This window comes from Nocardia sp. NPDC004123 (assembly GCF_053603795.1).
In genome coordinates, this window is sequence record NZ_JBSGGG010000021.1 from 1 (window position 1) to 16385 (window position 16385).

Below are 16385 nucleotides of genomic sequence, written 5' to 3' on the forward strand. Positions count from 1 at the left end.
GGTTGGAAAACCGTTGTCATGGGCAAGGATTCCCCGTATCGGGGTCGCACCGGGTGGATTGCCCCGAAACGTCTTGACCCGACTGGCATTCCTCGGGTGAACGACAGACATCACGTCGGTGAGTGGGTCGCCGATGTGATCGATTCCAGTTGCCGGAGGTGGGGTTCACGGGCGGCATGATTCCCGGCTGCTCGTGTCCTGCCGGCGTGCGCAGGGACGAGGAAGTGTGGTCACCTCGCCTGCCCTACCGGACTCGAGCTGACGCCAGGTTGGGAGCTCTCCCGCCGATCCCGGCCCACGAACCGCACGCATCACTTCTTCAGACACACTCACCGCTACTTCACCGCTGATCACCGAACTGCCAACGCCCACAGCGATATACCCCCCGCCAGGCTCGGCACGGCCATCGCCACTGCGGTCGAATCCCGCGACCGCGACTCCGACCGCCATCATTGCCGCGACCATGACCGCCACTGACCCCCGCCCCCTCTGGCTCACCGGTTCTCGCCCAACGCTGAACGCCCGCACCGACATTCCTGCCACTGCTTCTCCGATCCCAACCCCACTGCCACCACCACCACGAACCCGACATCCAACATGTGGCGACCCCGATTCCGGCCGCGATCACCACCGCGTCCGCAACCTGACCGCTGACGACGAGCCCGGCCCGCCGGCTCACCGGCTCTGGTCGAGCGACATACGCCCGCACTGACATTCCTGCCACGGTTTCTCCGATCTCAACCGCCACTGCCGTCGCCACCATGATGCCGACAAACATCATGTGGCGACCCCAACCCCGTGATCTGAGGGAATACCTCCTGCAGTAACCCCACATGCGGCTTCAAAGGTGAGGGCGCTGGTAGGTGTAGGTGCGCCCGTGACCCCGGCCCCTCCCTTCTCCGGGCGTCTTTGATCTTTTGGTCCTTTGTCTTTGGTTTTTGGGTTTTGTCCCTTCGGGCTTGACCTGAACCTTGGTCGAGGTTGGAGAGTAGGGTCATGCCGACCGAAACCACATTCAGTGCAGCCCCTTTCGATGCCACTACGATCGACACGCTCGCGCACTCACTGTCAGCCGCGACCGTGGTCGGGATCGGGGAGTCCACGCGGTTCGCTCAGGAGACGTTCGCGCTTCGCGACGAGTTGTTCCGGAATCTGGTTGTGCACCACGGATTCCGTACGCTCGCTGTCCAGGACAGTGCCGATGTCGGCGAGACCCTGGATGCCTACGTGCGGGAGGGCAGGGGGACGGCGGTGTCGGCTCTCGAACTGGCCTGGCGTCCCTGGCGTACCGCGGAGATGGCTGCGGCACTGAGCTGGATTCGTGAGTTCAACGAGGCCCATCCCGGGGATGAAGTGCGCGTCATCGGCGTCAAGCCGGCTCAGGCCAAGCCGGAGGATTACGACGCCGTGCTCGATGCGGTCCGAATCCAGGCTCCGGATCGTGTGGCCGACCTCGCTGCTCACCTGGAGCCCATCCGCACCGCCCACACGCTGGACGAGCACGTCCAACGTGCCCGAGGCGTCCACCCCGGCCGCCCGTTCCTCGACCACGCCCGCGACGCCTCGACGCTCCTCGCCTCGATCCCGGACATCAGTGAAACCGTCCGGGCCCGAATGGCTCTGATCGAGGACTTCCACCGCCACAGCGTCGCGGGCCGCGGCAGCTACGCGGGTGAAGCCGAACTGTGGGCCTCCTCGATCATCGGCCACTACCAGCGCACCGGACTGCGGACCGTGTACTGGGACGGCATATCGCACGTCTCCGCCGATGATGCGGCCCTGGGTCTGGCCGGGGACCAGGTCGCCAAATCCAGTGTCGGCAGCGTTCTGCGTCAGCATTTCGGCCGCGACTATGCCCCGGTGGCCATCGGCTTCCACCACGGCAATGTCGGTGTGGCCGAGATCCCCGCCCCCGCACCGGATTTCCTGGACGCGGCGCTGGGTGAGATGGGCCTTCCGCAACTCTGGCTCGACATGCGCACTGGCCCGATCGCGGCTCCCGCCAAGATGCGCGTGATCAGCGGCGTCTACGACCCGGTCCGGGATGCGGACGAGCACTTGGCGATTCGCGACCTGTCGAAGGCCTTCGACATTCTCGTCCACATCCGGGAGGTGACCCCGGTCCACTGGCTGCCGTGAATCCCACGGCCATCCGATGCGTCCCCGTCACATACGCTGCCGCGGTGAGCGATGACCTGAGTGCAGACGTCCGGCGCCCGACGGAAGAGCAACGGCGGCAACGCAATGCGGAGGCCAACCAGTGGTGGGCGCGGAACTACGGACGCCGCGTGGAACTCGGTAGCTTCGGTCAGGCCATGTCGGTATTGCTGGCCGCCGAACTCGATACGTGGTCCCGGACCGAGATCGACGGCGTCTACGCGAAATTGGGGTGGGAATCGACCGGCGACGCAGCTGCGCTGACTGCGGAAGGCGCGGCGCTCGTCGCGGTCGAGACCCCGCGCTCGATCACGGCGCCGGGCTTCGGATACGGGGAGATCAAACAGCTTCTGCTGTCGTACCCCTGTCCGCCCGCGCTCGTCGATCACGTGTTCACGACCGCGCTGGCCGAGTGCATCGGCGTCCTCGGCGAACCGGATCTGGTGGGCGGCCCGGGCGCTCTGGCGATCTGGCTGCGTCCCGACGACATCGTGACGCTGGGCCGATCGATCCGCCCGATCGAGGTGAGCCTGCGAATCGAGCCGCGCGGGCCGCGTACGGTCGAGCGCGAATTCGACTGGGAATACGACGAAGACCACCAGTCCACCGAGTGCTGGCTGGCGTGGCCGGACGAGGCGCGCCGCACCGAGGTCGGCGCCCTCGGCTACAAGGAGCCCGACGCACTGACCCTCGACGAACTCGACGACCACATCGACCGGTTGTTCCTCTCCCTGGCGGTGGATCTCCCGGTCCTGCATCCCCTGGTGCCGCACGCGATCTGGGTTCTCACCCTGGCCGACGAGCCGGAGTGGGTGGCGCAGGGCTTCTTCGCCTCCAACGCCCAGTCCCGCCTGGAGGTGCGCGAAGACGGCGGGGTGCGCGGCCAGATGTTCAACCACGGTGTCGCCTCGGCCCGGCAGATCGCGGCGGAGACGAAGGCGGCGATCCGCCGGTCGGGCGCGAAATATCCGTCGGACTTGCGGTTTCAGGCGTGGCTGTCGCCCTCGAAGCCGGGGTTGGAGGCCTTCCGGCTCGGATTGCAGTGGGACGAGCGGGAACCGGAGGACACCTGACGCCCGCGCTACCCCGGGATACGGCTACCCGACCGCGGGGATATGGGGGAGCTGATGGCTCATCCGATCGCGCTTGGTCGCGAGGTAGTGCACATTGTGCTCGGTCGGCTGGGTCTGCAGGGGGATCCGCGCGTGCACCGCGATGCCATTGGCCTGCAAGCCCGACTGCTTCGCCGGGTTGTTGCTGAGCAGGCGCACGGACCGTACCCCCAGATCGGCGAGGATGCGGGCGGCGGCACCGTAGTCGCGGGCGTCGATGGGCAGGCCCAGGCGGACGTTCGCATCCACGGTGTCCGCGCCCGCGTCCTGGAGTTCGTAGGCGCGGAGCTTGTTGAGCAGGCCGATGCCCCGGCCCTCCTGGCCGCGCAGGTAGACGATGACGCCGCGCCCGGCCTCGGCGACGGCCTCCAGAGCGGCGTCGAGTTGCTCGCCGCAGTCGCAGCGCAGCGAGCCGAAGGCGTCGCCGGTGAGGCATTCGGAATGCACTCGGGCGAGCGTGTTCTCGCCCGACGGGTCGCCGTGGACGAGGGCGAGGTGTTCGGCGCCGGTGTGGGCGTCGGAGTAGCCGTAGACGCGGAAGTCGCCGAAGCGGGTGGGCAGCCGCGTCTCGACCTCGCGGATGATGCCGTGCTCCAGCTGTTTCCGATGTGCGATCAGGTCGGCGATGGAGACGAGCGGGATACCCCATTCGCGCGCCATGACCAGCAGCTCGGGCAGCCGCGCCATGCTGCCGTCATCATCGACGACCTCGGCGATGACACCGGCCGGACGCAGCCCGGCCAGCCGCATCAGATCGACGGCGGCCTCGGTGTGGCCCGGACGGCCCAGCACGCCACGGGGATTCGCGCGCAGCGGGAACACGTGCCCGGGCCGGGAGAGCTGGGCCGCGGTGGTGCGCGGGTCGGCCAGCAGGCGCATGGTGCAGGCGCGGTCGGCGGCCGAAATGCCGGTGCTGACACCGGAGACGGCGTCCACCGAGACGGTGTAGGCGGTGCCCTTGGGATCCTCGTTGATCGAGGTCATCGGCGGCAGTTGGAGACGGTCGCAGTCCTCGCCGGCCATCGGCACGCAGAGCACCCCGCTGGTGTGCCGCACCAGGAACGCGATGTTCTCCGCGGTCGCGTGCTCGGCGGCAAGGATCAGATCGCCTTCGTTCTCGCGGTTCTCGTCGTCCACGACCAGCACCATGCCACCGCGGGCCACCGCCGCCACCGCGGCTGCGATCGAGTCGAGTTCACCGGTCATCGTCGACCACCTCCTCCGGCCGCACGGGCTGGCGACCTATTTCCAATCGAAATATGACGAGTGCGGAACAACGAGGTGAGGTCCCGCTCAGCGGTCAGGAAAGTGCGGTCAGTGCACGCCTCGGGCCATAGTGGTGACGGAGTTTTCCAGTACGCCACAACGGCCCGGAGGCGAATCGCCTCCGGGCCGTTGTTCATTCGGTTGTCAGTGCCTCACACGAGTGTCAGTGCGCGGCACCACCGGTGGCCGGAGTCCGGCCGTGCTTCATGATGAGCGTTCCGATCAGTGCCACCGCGGCCGAGATGGCCACGAAGTAGAAGCTGATCTCGTAGCCCTTGTCGGCGTAGAGCAGCGGGATGTCCTTGGTGACCGGCGCCTGGCCCGCCACCGACACCACGGCCTTGACCGGATTCGCGGTCAGGAATGCGGTGGCCACCGCGAGGCCGATACCGGCGCCCATGGCCTGCATGACGCCCAGCATGCCCGCACTGATGCCCTGCTGTTTCGCCGGCACGCCTTCCACGATCAGGTTCGGCGTGGATGCGTAGTACAGCGCGAAGGCGATGCCGTACACCGCGCTGATCAGCGCCTGCGTCTGCCAGCCGTGCGAGAGCCCCGCATAGGCCAGGCCGCTGCCGACGAAGATGACCAGTGCCGTCACCAGTGGCCAGCGGGCGCCCGAGCGCCGGATCCACAGGCCGCCCAGGAAGCCGAAGATCATGGCGATCAACGATTGTGCGAGGGTCACGTGGGTGGCGTACTTCAGCAGCGAGAAGTTGTCGCCGTAGCTGTAGCCCGGCTGCAGATCCACCTTGACCATGTCCGGCGGCAAGTGCTGGTACACCATCTCCGGCGGCACCTGCGCGTTCACGACCTCGGGTGTCACCTGCGCATTCACCGTGTCCGTCAGCTTCTTGACCACATCCGGCGGCAGGTCCATGCCGGGCGGCAGCGCAGCCTTGGCCTGTGCCTCGGCCGCGGCGAGACCCTGTGCTCGCGCCTGAGTGAGAGCCTGTGCCTGTGCCTGGGCCAGGGCACCGGCCTTCACCTGATCCCAGGTGGCGTCCTTGACCTGCGCCACAACCTGATCGGACGGCGGCGACTGGGTCATGTAGCCGGTCGCGTAGGACTGGTAGCCGATCATGAACGAGGCCAGCAGACCGATGAACAGCACCACGCTGACGCGCGGGTTGAACAGCAGCTTCATGTCCATGATCGGTTGCTTGGCACGCATTTCCACGATCGGGAACAGGGCGAGCAGCACCAGGCCGCCGATCAGCCACGCCAGTGTGGAGGGCTTGGTCCAGCCCCAGTCCTGGCCCTTGTCCAGGTACAGCAGGGTGAGAGTGGCGCCCGCGCCGAGCAGCACCGCGCCGATGATGTCCAGGCGCTGCGGGGTGCGCAGCTTCGACTCCGGCACCACGATGATCAGCAGCGGAATCATGATCACGGTGAAGACGAACAGGAACCAGAACAGTCCGCGCCAGCTGTAGTGATCGGTGATGTAGCCGCCGATCAGCGGACCGGCGAGGGCGGACACGCCCAGACCCGTGGAGGCGATGCCGAGGCCGACGGGAACCAGCCTGCGCGGCATCAGGTCCCGGATCAGTCCGTAGGACACCACGGTCGTCGCGATGGCCGTGGCCTCCAGCGCGCGGCCCACGAGGAACACCGCCCAGTTGCTGGTGACGGCGCACAGGGCCGTGCCGATGAGGAACAGCACACCGCAGACCAGGAACATCTTCTTCTTGCCCCAGATGTCGCTGAGCTTTCCGATCAGCGGGGACACGGCGGCGCCGAAGATGCCGAAGACGATGATGGCCCAGTTGATGTTCGCGCCCTGGTCGGGGAAGGTGGGCGCGATCTGTCGCAGTGCCGACGCGACCATGACGTACTGCATCGGGGAGACCTCGGTGAACAGCACGATGACCGCGAGGACCGACCAGATCCTCAGATTGGAGGCGCCGTCGAGGCGCCCGGATTCGTCAGGCGCGGGACTCGGTGGCACCGCGGTGTCGACGGAGGTGGACATGTGGCGTCCTCCAGGGTGGGTAGTAACACGATCGTGTGAACCGTGTCACGGCCGCTGGGCGCCGACTATCACCAAGTCCGTTCAGTGGGAATCGCTGGAATTCTGCTTCTTCGCAGGCTTCCGGCGGCTACGCTGTCTCGCCAATTTGTCCAAATCCGCCAGCAGGTCCTCGGCGAATTCCTTTTCGGCCTCGTAATGCTTGACGCACCAGCGCAATACCGCGCTGGGATATGCCCAGTCCGGATTCACATCCGCGCCCTCGGCGTCGGCCTGTGCGCGCCGCCGCATGGTCTCGGTGTATTCGATGTGCTGGGTGAGGATCTCGCGCATGCGCTCGGGCTCGGCCAGGTGCCCCAGCCAGGCCCGCAGCATCACGCTGTGCTTGAGAACGGGGGCCTCGACAGGGGAGTGGTTGACCCAGTTCGACGCCGCCTCACGCCCGCTCTCGGTAATGGCGTACATGCGTTTGCCACGCATGCCGTCCTCGGACACCACGGTCCGGGAGGTCGCGTAACCGTGCTTTTCCAAACGCTTGAGCTCGGCGTAGATCTGGCTGAACGACGGACTCCAATAGAAGAACTGCAGACTCCAGTCGGCCCATTTCTTCAGGTCATATCCGGACAGTTCTTCGGCGTGCGAGAGCATTCCGAGAACCGCCCACGCCGTTGTGGGAAGTTCCGGAATCGCCTGCGCCTCTTCGGCAGGCACGCCATCGGTCATGATCGAACTGTATCGCCCCCGCATGCCCTGGCTCCGCTCAACGCCAGTGGGCGCGACGCGGGAACAGGGTGCGGCCGGCCTCGTGCGCGACCTCGAGCACGACGCGGGCCAGCCGGTCGTAGCTCATGCCGTCGGCGCGCCCGGACAGCGACAGCGCGGCGGGCGCGGTGCCGCGGCCCCGCAGCGGCGCTGCGACACAGGCGATTCCGGCGACGGCCTCCTCGCGGTCGATGGCCACGCCCTGCCGCATGCGGATCTGCTGCAGCTCGCGCGAGAGCGCCTCGGGCTCACAGATGGTGCGCGGGGTCAGGCGTGGCAGCCGGGTACGCAGTGCGGCCTCGGCGATGTTCGGCTCCAGGCAGGCGAGCATCGCCTTGCCGAGCGCGGTGGCGTGCGCGGGCATCCGGCCACCCAGTCGGGTGGGCAGGCTGGCGGCGAAGCGGCCGCCGGCCTTGTCCAGGTAGACCACGTCGCGGCCGTCGAGGACGGCCAGGTGTCCGACCATGCCGGTGCGCTGGCTCAGCTCGTGCAGCAGCGGGGACACGGCATCACGAATCTCGTTGTGGTCGGCGGTGAGTCCGCCGAGCTCGAGTGCGCGCATGCCCAGCCGGTAGCCGCCCGAGGTGTGGGCCAGCCAGCGCAGCTTGATCATCTGGTCGAGGATCCGGTGCACGGTGGACCGCGGCAGCCCGGTGCGCTCGACCAGGCCGAGCAGCGTGAGGGTGGGGGTGGATGCGTCGAATGCGTCCAGGATCAAGGTCATCCGCTCGATCATCGAGACGGGAACTTCAGCGCTGGCGCGAGATTCCTTGGCGCGCATGGGGTTGTGTGGGTGTCGAGTCTCCGCCGGGGGCAGCATGGTGACGGACATATGTACCTCCGTTGGTTCATATCCAGTCTAGGACTATTCCGATTAGGCATGTACCTAGTTCGGAGCTTGTGCTACCCATCACAGTGCCTCGTGCCACAACCTGCGGAATCGGGAGAACTACGTAAAACCTACGCATCCATGTCCCGATCACCGAACCACGGAGTTGACGCCTCCTGCGCGCGACCTGCTGTCATGACTGCTAGCTATATTTCGGATCGAAATAAGGAGGCGCCGGTGCTTACTGGTGTCAATGTGCCCGGCGGCCGGACACCGGCCATCGACGCGACGGCATTCAAGACCGTTCTCGGCAGGTTCTGCTCGGGAGTCACCGTGATCACCGCCCTTGCCGAGGACGAACCCCTCGGCTTCGCGTGCCAGTCGTTCGCATCGCTGTCCATCGACCCGCCTCTGGTGAGCTTCTTCCCGGCGCGGACCTCGAGCACCTGGCCGAGGATCCGTGAGGTGGGCCGGTTCTGCGTGAACATCCTGGCCGACGATCAGGCCGAGATCTGCCGTCAGCTCGGGCGTCCGGGCGCCGACAAGTTCGCGGGCGTGGAGTGGACCGCCTCGGAGAACGGCTCGCCCTTGCTCGCCGGGGCCATGGCCTCCATCGACTGCGAACTGTACGACGAAGCCGACGGCGGCGACCACACCATCGTCATCGGCCGCGTGACCTGCTTGAATGAGCATTCCGAGGCGAAGCCGCTGCTGTTCTACCGGGCGGCGTTCGGTCGTCTCGACACGCAGTAGGCACGGTCGTCCCGAGCACCAGTGGGCGTAGTCGTCCCGGCCATCGGCCGGCGCGGTCGTCTCGTCCATCAGTAGTCACAGCCCGGCCAGTGAGACTGCGCTGTCGTCGCCGTCACATCGGCCGCAACCATCGAAGCAAGGCAAGGGAGAGGAATTCACATGACCACCATGGACGGTGAGGTGCGGGTCATCGACGCGGGCAAGCCCCCGGCGCGATTCGCGCGCGGCTGGCACTGCCTGGGCCTGGCCGACTCCTTCCGCGATGGAAAGCCGCACACCGTCAAGGCTTTCGGCACCGAGATCGTGGTGTTCGCGGCCGAGGACGGCACCCTCAACGTGCTCAACGCGTACTGCCCCCACATGGGCGGCAACCTGGCCGACGGCACCGTCAAGGGCGACTCCATCGCCTGCCCGTTCCACGACTGGCGCTGGAACGGCAAGGGCAAGTGCACCGGCATCCCGTACGCGCGCCGCGTGCCCCCGCTGGCCCGCACCAAGGCGTGGCCGACCATGGTCGAGAACAAGATGCTGTTCGTCTGGAACGACCCGGAGGGCAAGCAGCCGCCGGCCGAGCTGGCGATCCCGCGCATCGACGCCGCCTTCGACGACGAGTGGACCGACTGGACCTGGAACTCGATGATCGTCGACGCCAACTGCCGCGAGGTCGTCGACAATGTCGTGGACATGGCGCACTTCTTCTACGTGCACTACGGCTTCCCGACCTTCTTCAAGAACGTCTTCGAGGGCCACACCGCCAGCCAGTACATGACCTCCGTGTCGCGTGAGGACATGATGGGCGAGACCGCCAAGGCGCTGGGTGGCAAGAACGTCCTGCAGTCGGAGGCCTCCTACTACGGGCCTTCCTACATGATCGACTACCTGAAGAGCGAGAGCCCGAACGGGCTGGTCGTCGAGGGTTATCTGATCAACTGCCACTACCCGATCAACGAGAACCAGTTCGTGCTCATGTACGGCGCGATCGCCAAGAAGCCGGCGGGCGTGCCCGCCGCGCAGGCGCAGGAGATCGCCGAGAAGTTCGTGGGCGGCCTGGGCAAGGGCTTCGAGCAGGACGCGGCCATCTGGAAGCGCAAGTCGCGCATCAACAATCCGCTGCTGTGCGAGGAGGACGGGCCGGTCTACCAGCTGCGTCGCTGGTACGAGCAGTTCTACGTGGACACGGCCGAGGTCAAGGACGAGATGACCGACCGCTTCGAGTACGAGGTGGACACCACCCGCGCGGTCACCGCGTGGGAGGCCGAGGTCGCCGACAATATCGCCAAGCGCGAAGCCGCCGTTGCGAGCAACGTCTCGGACGCCGTGGCGCAGGGCTGAGAGACGCTGCCATGGACAAGGTTTCGTGCCGGTCCTGCGGGACCTGCGTGCTGGTGGAGAAGTACAGCGACCAGCACACCAGCGTGCAGTGGAACAGGGACGCGCAGGCCGCCTGCACGGAACTCGCGGACACCGGACTGCGAGCTCACACGTGCCCGGCGCTGCGGGCCAGCATCGACGAGGCCGTCGCCTCGGGTGCGTTGACCGTCAGCACGCGTGACGTGGACGTGCGCACTCGCGGGCGAACTCTGGCCTGAGTGGAGTCGCCGGCTGCGGTCGGCGGCCTCCGGGTGGGCCTCCCGACATCGTCGGCGGTCGGCCCCGAGTAGCGGGTACCCCTCCGGGACGGGGTCGAAACTGACAGCACAGGAATGGAACTGGTGGAACGGATGACGGTCACGGACTTCGAGGTGGACTCGGCTGTGGAAGCCGCGCAGGTGAGCGGGATCACATCGGTGCGGATCGTGCGCGTGGTGCGCGAGACGGCCGACGCGGTGTCGCTCGAGCTGGCGCCGGACGCCGCGCACGCCGATCGGTTCTCGTATCGTCCGGGACAGTTCCTGACCCTGCGCATCCCCAGCGATCTCACCGGGTCGGTGAGCCGCTGCTACTCGCTGTCGAGCGCGCCGCACGAGGGCGGTCCGCTGAAGGTCACCGTGAAGCGGACCGTCGACGGCTACGGCTCGAACTGGCTGTGCGACAACGCCACCGAGGGCCTGACCCTGGACGTGCTGCCGCCCGCCGGCATCTTCACCCCGGACTCGCTGGACACCGACCTGCTGTTGTTCGCCGGCGGCAGCGGCGTCACGCCGGTGCTGTCCATCCTGAAATCCGTGCTGGCACAGGGCTCCGGCCACTGCACGCTGATTTACGCCAACCAGCACGAGAATTCGGTTATCTTCGCCGAGGAGCTCGCGGAACTGGCTGCCGCGCACCCGGATCGACTCCTGGTGCTGCACTGGCTGCAGTCGGTGCAGGGCTTGCCGAGCGTGGCCGGTCTGGCCGCGATGGCGCGTCCATGGGCGGGCCGGGAGGTTTTCGTCTGCGGTCCCGGTCCGTTCATGGACGCGGTCGCGGCGGCGATGGCCGAGCTCGGCGCGGACCGCAAGCGCGTCCACTCGGAGAAGTTCGTCTCGCTGTCGGGCAACCCGTTCGAGATCGACACGGCCGCAACCGAGGTGGTGGCCGACGACGGTGACGCCGCCCTCGCGCGGGTCGAGCTCGACGGCGAGAACCACGAGCTGACCTGGCCGCGGCAGCAGACCCTGCTCGACACCATGCTCGCCAAGGGCCTGGACGCCCCGTACTCGTGCAAGGAGGGCGCGTGCAGCGCCTGCGTGTGCCGGGTGGTCTCCGGCGAGGTGAGCATGCGCCGCAATGAAATCCTGGAGGAGGAGGACATCGCCGACGGCTATGTGCTCGCCTGCCAGGCCGTTCCGGTCACCGACGACGTCACCGTCACCTATTCCTGATATCCCGAATCTCCCGAGGAGTATCACCATGGCTGCCTTCGCCTCGCTCGGCTACGTGCGTGCCCAGATCGCCGATGTGGACGCCTGGCGCGCATTCGCCTTCGACACCATCGGTTTCGCCGAGGGCTCCGGCCCGAACGCCGATTCGGTGTATCTGCGCGTCGACGAGCACACCTACCGGCTCGAGCTGGTGCCCGGCGACCGCGACGCGGTCATCGCCGTCGGCTGGCAGGTCGCCGACCGGCGCTCGCTGGAGCTGGTGCGCGAGATCCTGGAGAAGGCCGGCGTCGCGGTCACCACGCTGACGCTCGCCGAGGCCGCCAACCGGCACGTCGAGGAGGCCATCGCCTTCGTCGATCCGTCCGGATTCACCATCGAGGTCTTCCACGGCCCGCTGCTGGACCACAGCCCGGTGGTCGGCAAGTTCGGCAACCGGTTCGTCACCGGGGACCTGGGTCTGGGCCACGTGGTGCTGCCGGTGCGCGATATCGAGGAGGCGCGCAAGTTCTACACCGAGGTGCTGGGCTTCGCCTCCCGCGGCTCGTTCCGGGTGGGCCCGCCCGAGCATCCGATCTGGATCCGCTTCATGGGCGTCAATGCCCGCCATCACAGCCTGGCGCTCATCCCGGGCTCGCGGCCGGACGGCCCGGGCATCGTGCACGTCATGGTCGAGGTGGACTCGCTCGACGATGTGGGCCGCGCCCTGGACCGCGTGAACAAGGCGGGCTACCACCTGTCCTCCACGCTGGGCCGCCACACCAACGACAAGATGATCTCCTTCTACGTCCGGACGCCGGGCGGCTGGGATCTCGAATTCGGTTGCGAGGGCATGCTCGTCGACGACGACTACGTCGCCGAGGAGATGACCGCCGACAGCTACTGGGGTCACGAGTGGGCTAGGGGCTGACCCACCCGCACCCGCGCTCCCGGCACGGAAGGACAGTGACATGCGTGCGGTCGTCATGCGGAATCGGAAACTCGTGGTCGACGAGGTGCCCGAACCGGTCCCCGGACCCGGGCAGGTGCTGGTCGAGACCATTGCCTGCGGGATCTGCGGATCCGACAAGCAGGCGCTCGACCACACCGACGAGTTCCTGCAGGCTTCGCGCGACAGCGGCGTGCCGACCTTCCTGTTCGATCCGCACCGGGACCTGGTGCTGGGCCACGAGCTGGCCGCCCGGGTCATCGGCGCCGGACCGGACACGCCGTTCGTGGCGGGGCAGCACGTGGTCGCGCTGCCCTGGGCGCTGGACGCCGCGGGCGGGATCCACGGCATCGGATACTCCAACGAGTTCCCGGGCGGCTTCGGCGAGCGCATGGTGTTGCAGGCCATGGCGCTCGAGCCCATTCCCGAGCATGTGCCGCCGCATGTCGCCGCCCTGACCGAGCCGCTGGCGGTCGGGTTCGGCAATGTGGCGCGCACCGGCATCGGGCCGGACGGGACCGGGATCGTGATCGGTTGCGGGCCGGTCGGTCTGGGTGCGGTGGCCGCGCTGGCCGAGCGCGGCGTCGCACCCATCGTGGCCTCGGATCCGTCGAAGCTGCGCCGGGAGGCCGCGCAGCGGCTGGGCGCGCACCGGGTGGTGGATCCGGCCGTCGAGGATCCGGTCGAGGTGTGGCAGGAGCTGTCCGCGCCGGGGCAGCAGCTGCACGTGTGGGTGTGCGCCTCGGTGCCGGGACTGCTCAACGACCTCATGTACAAGGTCCCGCGCGAGACGGCCATCCTGCAGATCGGCGCGGTCATGACCGACGACGTCATCCGGCCCATCGTCGGCATCTACAAGGACATCTCGCTCCAGATGTGCATGGTGTACCCGCACGAGGAGTACGCGAAGACCCTGCGCCGCATCGCCGATGGCACCGTGGACGCCGCCTCGCTCATCACCGATCAGGTGGGGCTGGACGGGGTCGCGGGCGCCATCGAGTCACTGCGCAATCCCGACGATCACATTCAGATCCTGGTCCGTCCCGGAATGTGAGCGCGCACCAGCCGGCAGAAGTCGACCGGGTGCAGGCCGTCCGCGCGCTGCCACAGGGCGGCGTCGACGGCGGCGCGCTGCGAAATGTGTTCGGCCACAGTGAATCCGTGCCGATCGAGCAGCGCTGTCACGGACTCGGGTGAGAAGAAGCTGAGCAGCGGCTCACCCTGTTCGGCGGTGGCGGCGAGCGCGAATTCGGCGAAGACACGGCCGGATTCGTCGCGCAGCTCCGGTAACAGCGCGTACTCCATCACCAATTCGGTACCGGGCGCCCAGCCCGACAGCGTGCCCAGGGTGGCGCCGATCGCCGATTCGGTCAGATACATGGTGACGCCCAGCCAGCTCACCAGGGCGGGCCGATTCGGGTCGAAGCCGTGGGCGGTCAATTCCGCCGCCAGGTCGTCGCGTTCGAAATCGACGCCGACGAATTCGGCCGTGGCGACGCCGATTCCGGCGGCGGCGAGCAATTCTCGCTTCCACGCCTGGGTGGCGGGATGGTCCACCTCGTAGACCGCGACCCGCCCCGCCAGGGGCGAGCGGTAGGCGAAGGTGTCCAGGCCCGCGCCGAGGATCACGTACTGCTCGAACTCGCCGGCCGCCAGCCGGGCCTCGGTGTAGTGACTGCGGGCGCTGACCTGGGATCTGGTGCCGCTGAGTACCGGGTGATCGCCGAACTCCCGGTGATAGGAGACGAGTTCGGCGGCCCGCTCGCCCAGCAGCGTCTCGGCCACGGTGTCCTGGAACAGATGCGGTGGGCGATCCACGATCAGATGCGCCGCGCGCCCGGCCGCCGCTATCATCGCGGTCCGGCTCGGGCCCCTGTTGTCCGTCGAGCCGTTGTCCATGGAATTCTCCCTCCACGTAAGGATGCGCGGCAGCCCAATATCGGTAATCGCAACCGCGAGACCCGATGGTAGACAGGAGAATTCGATTTCGCTTTCACCATATCACACGGAAATAAATTCCCGATTACGGTGAAATGCCGCCGGACTATCGATCGGTGAAGGTGATCCGGACCGTCACCGGATCGCTCTCCAGCGCCGCGAAGAAGCCGCGGGTGAACGGGGCCAGTGCCGGATGTGGGGCGAAGGTGCGGGCGCGGGCCACCACATCGTCGTCGGGGAGCAGCACGGCGGTGCCGGTGCGCCAGCTATCACCCTGGCGGACACGGACATTCGGGTTGGCCGTGAGGTTCAGGCCCCAGCCCGACCGCAGGCCGTGCTGGCAGATGGCCCACGCGCCCTCGTCGTCGAACAGCAGCGACACCGGCACGCGATGCGGCTGCCCGGACTTGCGGCCGACGGTTTCGATCTCGCTGGCAAAGGCGGTGCGGATGCCGATCCGGTCCAGGGCGCGGATGGTCGGGTTCATCACGTAGCGGCCCATGGCGCGCTCGGCGCGGAACTTGCGGGCCGCCCGGTCGGCGGTGGTGCGCGGGGCAGCGGATCGCTTGCTGCGGAAGGCGTCGAAGCCGTTGCGGCGCAGCATGGTCACCGCCGTCAGCCAGGGTGAGCGGTCCGGATCAGGATCCTTGCCCGCGCCGAGCCGGTGCAGCTGATCGGTGTGCCACTGCAGGTCGAGCGCGCCGTCGAAGGACTTCAGGCCGCCATTGGCGGCCAGACGCGGGGGCAGGCCCAGCGAGATGTGCGGCGGGCGTAGGGCGTCGGTGCGCTCGGTGAGCAGATCGGCTGCGGCGCTGGGGATCACGGCCGTGGGGCGGCCCAGGCCGACCAGGTCACAGGTGCCGCCGGCCAGTGCGTCGGACATGGCGGCGCGGGAGCGGAAACCGCCGGTCACCGCGATCGGGACCGAGCCCGCGGCCTGCCGGGCGGTCTCGGCGTAGTCCAGGAAGTACGCCTCGCGGGCGCGGGTGCTGGCCGAGGCCGTGCGCGGCCGGCCCATCATGGCGGGGGATTCGTAACTGCCGCCGCTGATTTCGAACAGGTCCACCTGCTCGCCGGACAGCTCCTCGATGACGGTGCGCGACTCGTCCTCGGTGAAGCCGCCGCGCTGGAAGTCGGCCGAATTGAGTTTGATGCCCAGCCCGAAGCCCGGGCTCACCGCCGCGCGGATGCTGCGCGCCACCTCGACCACGAATTGCCGCCGCCGCGCGGCATCGCCGCCCCAGGCGTCGGTGCGCTGATTCGACAGCGGGGACAGGAACTGCGAGACCAGATAGCCGTGCGCGCCGTGGATCTGGACGCCGTCGAATCCGGCGGCCTCGGCGACCCGGGCGGCGCGGCCGAAGCGGGCGATGATGTCGAGGATCTCGTCCTCGGTCAGCTCGCGCGGGGCGGGCACGCCGGGGATGCCCATGGCAATGGCCGAGGGTGCGACCGTGCGGGTGCGGGTGACGATCGGATTGGCCTGCCGTCCGGGATGATTCAGCTGCACCCAGACCTTGGCGCCGCCGTCCTTGGCGACCTTGGCCCAGCGGGTGAGGGCCGCCAGATGCCGCTCGTCCTCGATGGCCACATTGCCGGGTTCGCCGCAGTGCCGGCGGTCGACCATGACATTGCCGGTGACGATGAGGCCGTAGCCGCCACGGCTCCAGCGGCCGTACAGTCGTTCCAGTCGCGAGTCGGGGGCGTTGTCGCCGTTGGCGAGCCCTTCGCTGAGGGCGGATTTCATGATCCGGTTGGGTAGCACCTGACCGCTGGCCAGCGGCAGGGGATCGTGCAGTGTCGACTGTCGCGCGGTGGATGCTGACGGCATGGTGTGGCCCCGATTCCTCGTCGAAGAGTTGAGCGGCGG

Annotated in this window: 14 protein-coding genes; 8 read left to right on the forward strand and 6 right to left on the reverse strand. The window is 67.8% G+C overall.

What is annotated here, in order from left to right; genetic code table 11:
* Window positions 1-996 precede the first annotated feature (996 nt).
* Window positions 997-2139, forward strand: a complete 1143-nt coding sequence (locus tag ACWEQQ_RS28700) for an erythromycin esterase family protein (protein WP_452350453.1) — start codon at window positions 997-999, stop codon at window positions 2137-2139.
* Between the two features lie 44 nt (window positions 2140-2183).
* The gene (locus ACWEQQ_RS28705) at window positions 2184-3230 is read left to right on the forward strand and encodes a hypothetical protein (RefSeq protein ID WP_452350454.1); all 1047 of its coding nucleotides are present in this window, start codon (window positions 2184-2186) and stop codon (window positions 3228-3230) included.
* Window positions 3231-3254: 24 nt separating this feature from the next.
* Here ACWEQQ_RS28705 and ACWEQQ_RS28710 read toward each other — a convergent pair whose 3' ends face one another.
* The 4 genes from ACWEQQ_RS28710 to ACWEQQ_RS28725 all read right to left on the reverse strand — a co-directional run bounded on the left by ACWEQQ_RS28710 (window position 3255) and on the right by ACWEQQ_RS28725 (window position 8098).
* Window positions 3255-4475 carry a bifunctional 3,4-dihydroxy-2-butanone-4-phosphate synthase/GTP cyclohydrolase II gene (locus ACWEQQ_RS28710; protein WP_452338625.1) on the reverse strand — a complete coding sequence of 407 codons (1221 nt, stop codon included), beginning with the start codon at window positions 4473-4475 and terminating at the stop codon, window positions 3255-3257.
* Window positions 4476-4698: 223 nt separating this feature from the next.
* A complete protein-coding gene (locus ACWEQQ_RS28715) occupies window positions 4699-6507 on the reverse strand; it encodes an MFS transporter (protein WP_452338626.1) in 1809 nt (602 codons plus the stop codon).
* Between the two features lie 81 nt (window positions 6508-6588).
* Window positions 6589-7227 carry a PadR family transcriptional regulator gene (locus ACWEQQ_RS28720; protein ID WP_452338627.1) on the reverse strand — a complete coding sequence of 213 codons (639 nt, stop codon included), beginning with the start codon at window positions 7225-7227 and terminating at the stop codon, window positions 6589-6591.
* A 37-nt stretch (window positions 7228-7264) separates the two neighbouring features.
* On the reverse strand, window positions 7265-8098 hold the full coding sequence (locus ACWEQQ_RS28725; protein WP_354834982.1) for an IclR family transcriptional regulator: 834 nt from the start codon (window positions 8096-8098) through the stop codon (window positions 7265-7267).
* Between the two features lie 234 nt (window positions 8099-8332).
* Between ACWEQQ_RS28725 and ACWEQQ_RS28730 the strand changes: the two genes are divergently transcribed.
* The 6 genes from ACWEQQ_RS28730 (at window position 8333) to ACWEQQ_RS28755 (ending at window position 13631) form a co-directional block, all read left to right on the forward strand.
* Window positions 8333-8848 (forward strand): flavin reductase family protein, encoded by a 516-nt coding sequence (locus ACWEQQ_RS28730; protein WP_452338628.1) that lies wholly within the window; start codon window positions 8333-8335, stop codon window positions 8846-8848.
* A gap of 159 nt (window positions 8849-9007) precedes the next feature.
* Window positions 9008-10180, forward strand: coding sequence for a Rieske 2Fe-2S domain-containing protein (locus tag ACWEQQ_RS28735; protein WP_452350455.1), 1173 nt, complete (start codon window positions 9008-9010; stop codon window positions 10178-10180).
* A gap of 11 nt (window positions 10181-10191) precedes the next feature.
* Window positions 10192-10437, forward strand: a complete 246-nt coding sequence (locus ACWEQQ_RS28740) for a hypothetical protein (RefSeq protein WP_354834988.1) — start codon at window positions 10192-10194, stop codon at window positions 10435-10437.
* Window positions 10438-10569: 132 nt separating this feature from the next.
* On the forward strand, window positions 10570-11652 hold the full coding sequence (locus ACWEQQ_RS28745) for a 2Fe-2S iron-sulfur cluster-binding protein (RefSeq protein ID WP_452350456.1): 1083 nt from the start codon (window positions 10570-10572) through the stop codon (window positions 11650-11652).
* 28 nt (window positions 11653-11680) lie between these two features.
* On the forward strand, window positions 11681-12559 hold the full coding sequence (locus ACWEQQ_RS28750; RefSeq protein WP_452350457.1) for a VOC family protein: 879 nt from the start codon (window positions 11681-11683) through the stop codon (window positions 12557-12559).
* 40 nt (window positions 12560-12599) lie between these two features.
* Entirely contained in the window at window positions 12600-13631 is a 1032-nt protein-coding gene (locus ACWEQQ_RS28755) for a zinc-binding dehydrogenase (protein ID WP_452350458.1), read from the forward strand.
* On the opposite strand, the gene ACWEQQ_RS28760 is transcribed toward ACWEQQ_RS28755, so the two are convergent.
* Together ACWEQQ_RS28760 and ACWEQQ_RS28765 are read right to left on the reverse strand one after the other, a co-directional pair.
* Window positions 13604-14476: a class I SAM-dependent methyltransferase gene (locus ACWEQQ_RS28760; RefSeq protein WP_452350459.1), complete on the reverse strand. Its 873-nt coding sequence runs from the start codon at window positions 14474-14476 to the stop codon at window positions 13604-13606. The two genes, ACWEQQ_RS28755 and ACWEQQ_RS28760, sit on opposite strands and share 28 nt — an antisense overlap.
* 145 nt (window positions 14477-14621) lie before the next feature.
* Window positions 14622-16346 carry a nitroreductase family deazaflavin-dependent oxidoreductase gene (locus ACWEQQ_RS28765; protein ID WP_452350460.1) on the reverse strand — a complete coding sequence of 575 codons (1725 nt, stop codon included), beginning with the start codon at window positions 16344-16346 and terminating at the stop codon, window positions 14622-14624.
* Window positions 16347-16385: the final 39 nt, after the last annotated feature.

Coding starts and splice junctions, on each gene's coding strand:
- ACWEQQ_RS28755 (WP_452350458.1), top strand. CDS start 12,600: ATGCGTGCGGTCGTCATGCGGAATCGGAAACTCGTGGTCGACGAGGTG.
- ACWEQQ_RS28720 (WP_452338627.1), bottom strand. CDS start 7,227: ATGACCGATGGCGTGCCTGCCGAAGAGGCGCAGGCGATTCCGGAACTT.
- ACWEQQ_RS28700 (WP_452350453.1), top strand. CDS start 997: ATGCCGACCGAAACCACATTCAGTGCAGCCCCTTTCGATGCCACTACG.
- ACWEQQ_RS28745 (WP_452350456.1), top strand. CDS start 10,570: ATGACGGTCACGGACTTCGAGGTGGACTCGGCTGTGGAAGCCGCGCAG.
- ACWEQQ_RS28740 (WP_354834988.1), top strand. CDS start 10,192: ATGGACAAGGTTTCGTGCCGGTCCTGCGGGACCTGCGTGCTGGTGGAG.
- ACWEQQ_RS28760 (WP_452350459.1), bottom strand. CDS start 14,476: ATGGACAACGGCTCGACGGACAACAGGGGCCCGAGCCGGACCGCGATG.
- ACWEQQ_RS28735 (WP_452350455.1), top strand. CDS start 9,008: ATGACCACCATGGACGGTGAGGTGCGGGTCATCGACGCGGGCAAGCCC.
- ACWEQQ_RS28715 (WP_452338626.1), bottom strand. CDS start 6,507: ATGTCCACCTCCGTCGACACCGCGGTGCCACCGAGTCCCGCGCCTGAC.
- ACWEQQ_RS28725 (WP_354834982.1), bottom strand. CDS start 8,098: ATGTCCGTCACCATGCTGCCCCCGGCGGAGACTCGACACCCACACAAC.
- ACWEQQ_RS28750 (WP_452350457.1), top strand. CDS start 11,681: ATGGCTGCCTTCGCCTCGCTCGGCTACGTGCGTGCCCAGATCGCCGAT.
- ACWEQQ_RS28710 (WP_452338625.1), bottom strand. CDS start 4,475: ATGACCGGTGAACTCGACTCGATCGCAGCCGCGGTGGCGGCGGTGGCC.
- ACWEQQ_RS28765 (WP_452350460.1), bottom strand. CDS start 16,346: ATGCCGTCAGCATCCACCGCGCGACAGTCGACACTGCACGATCCCCTG.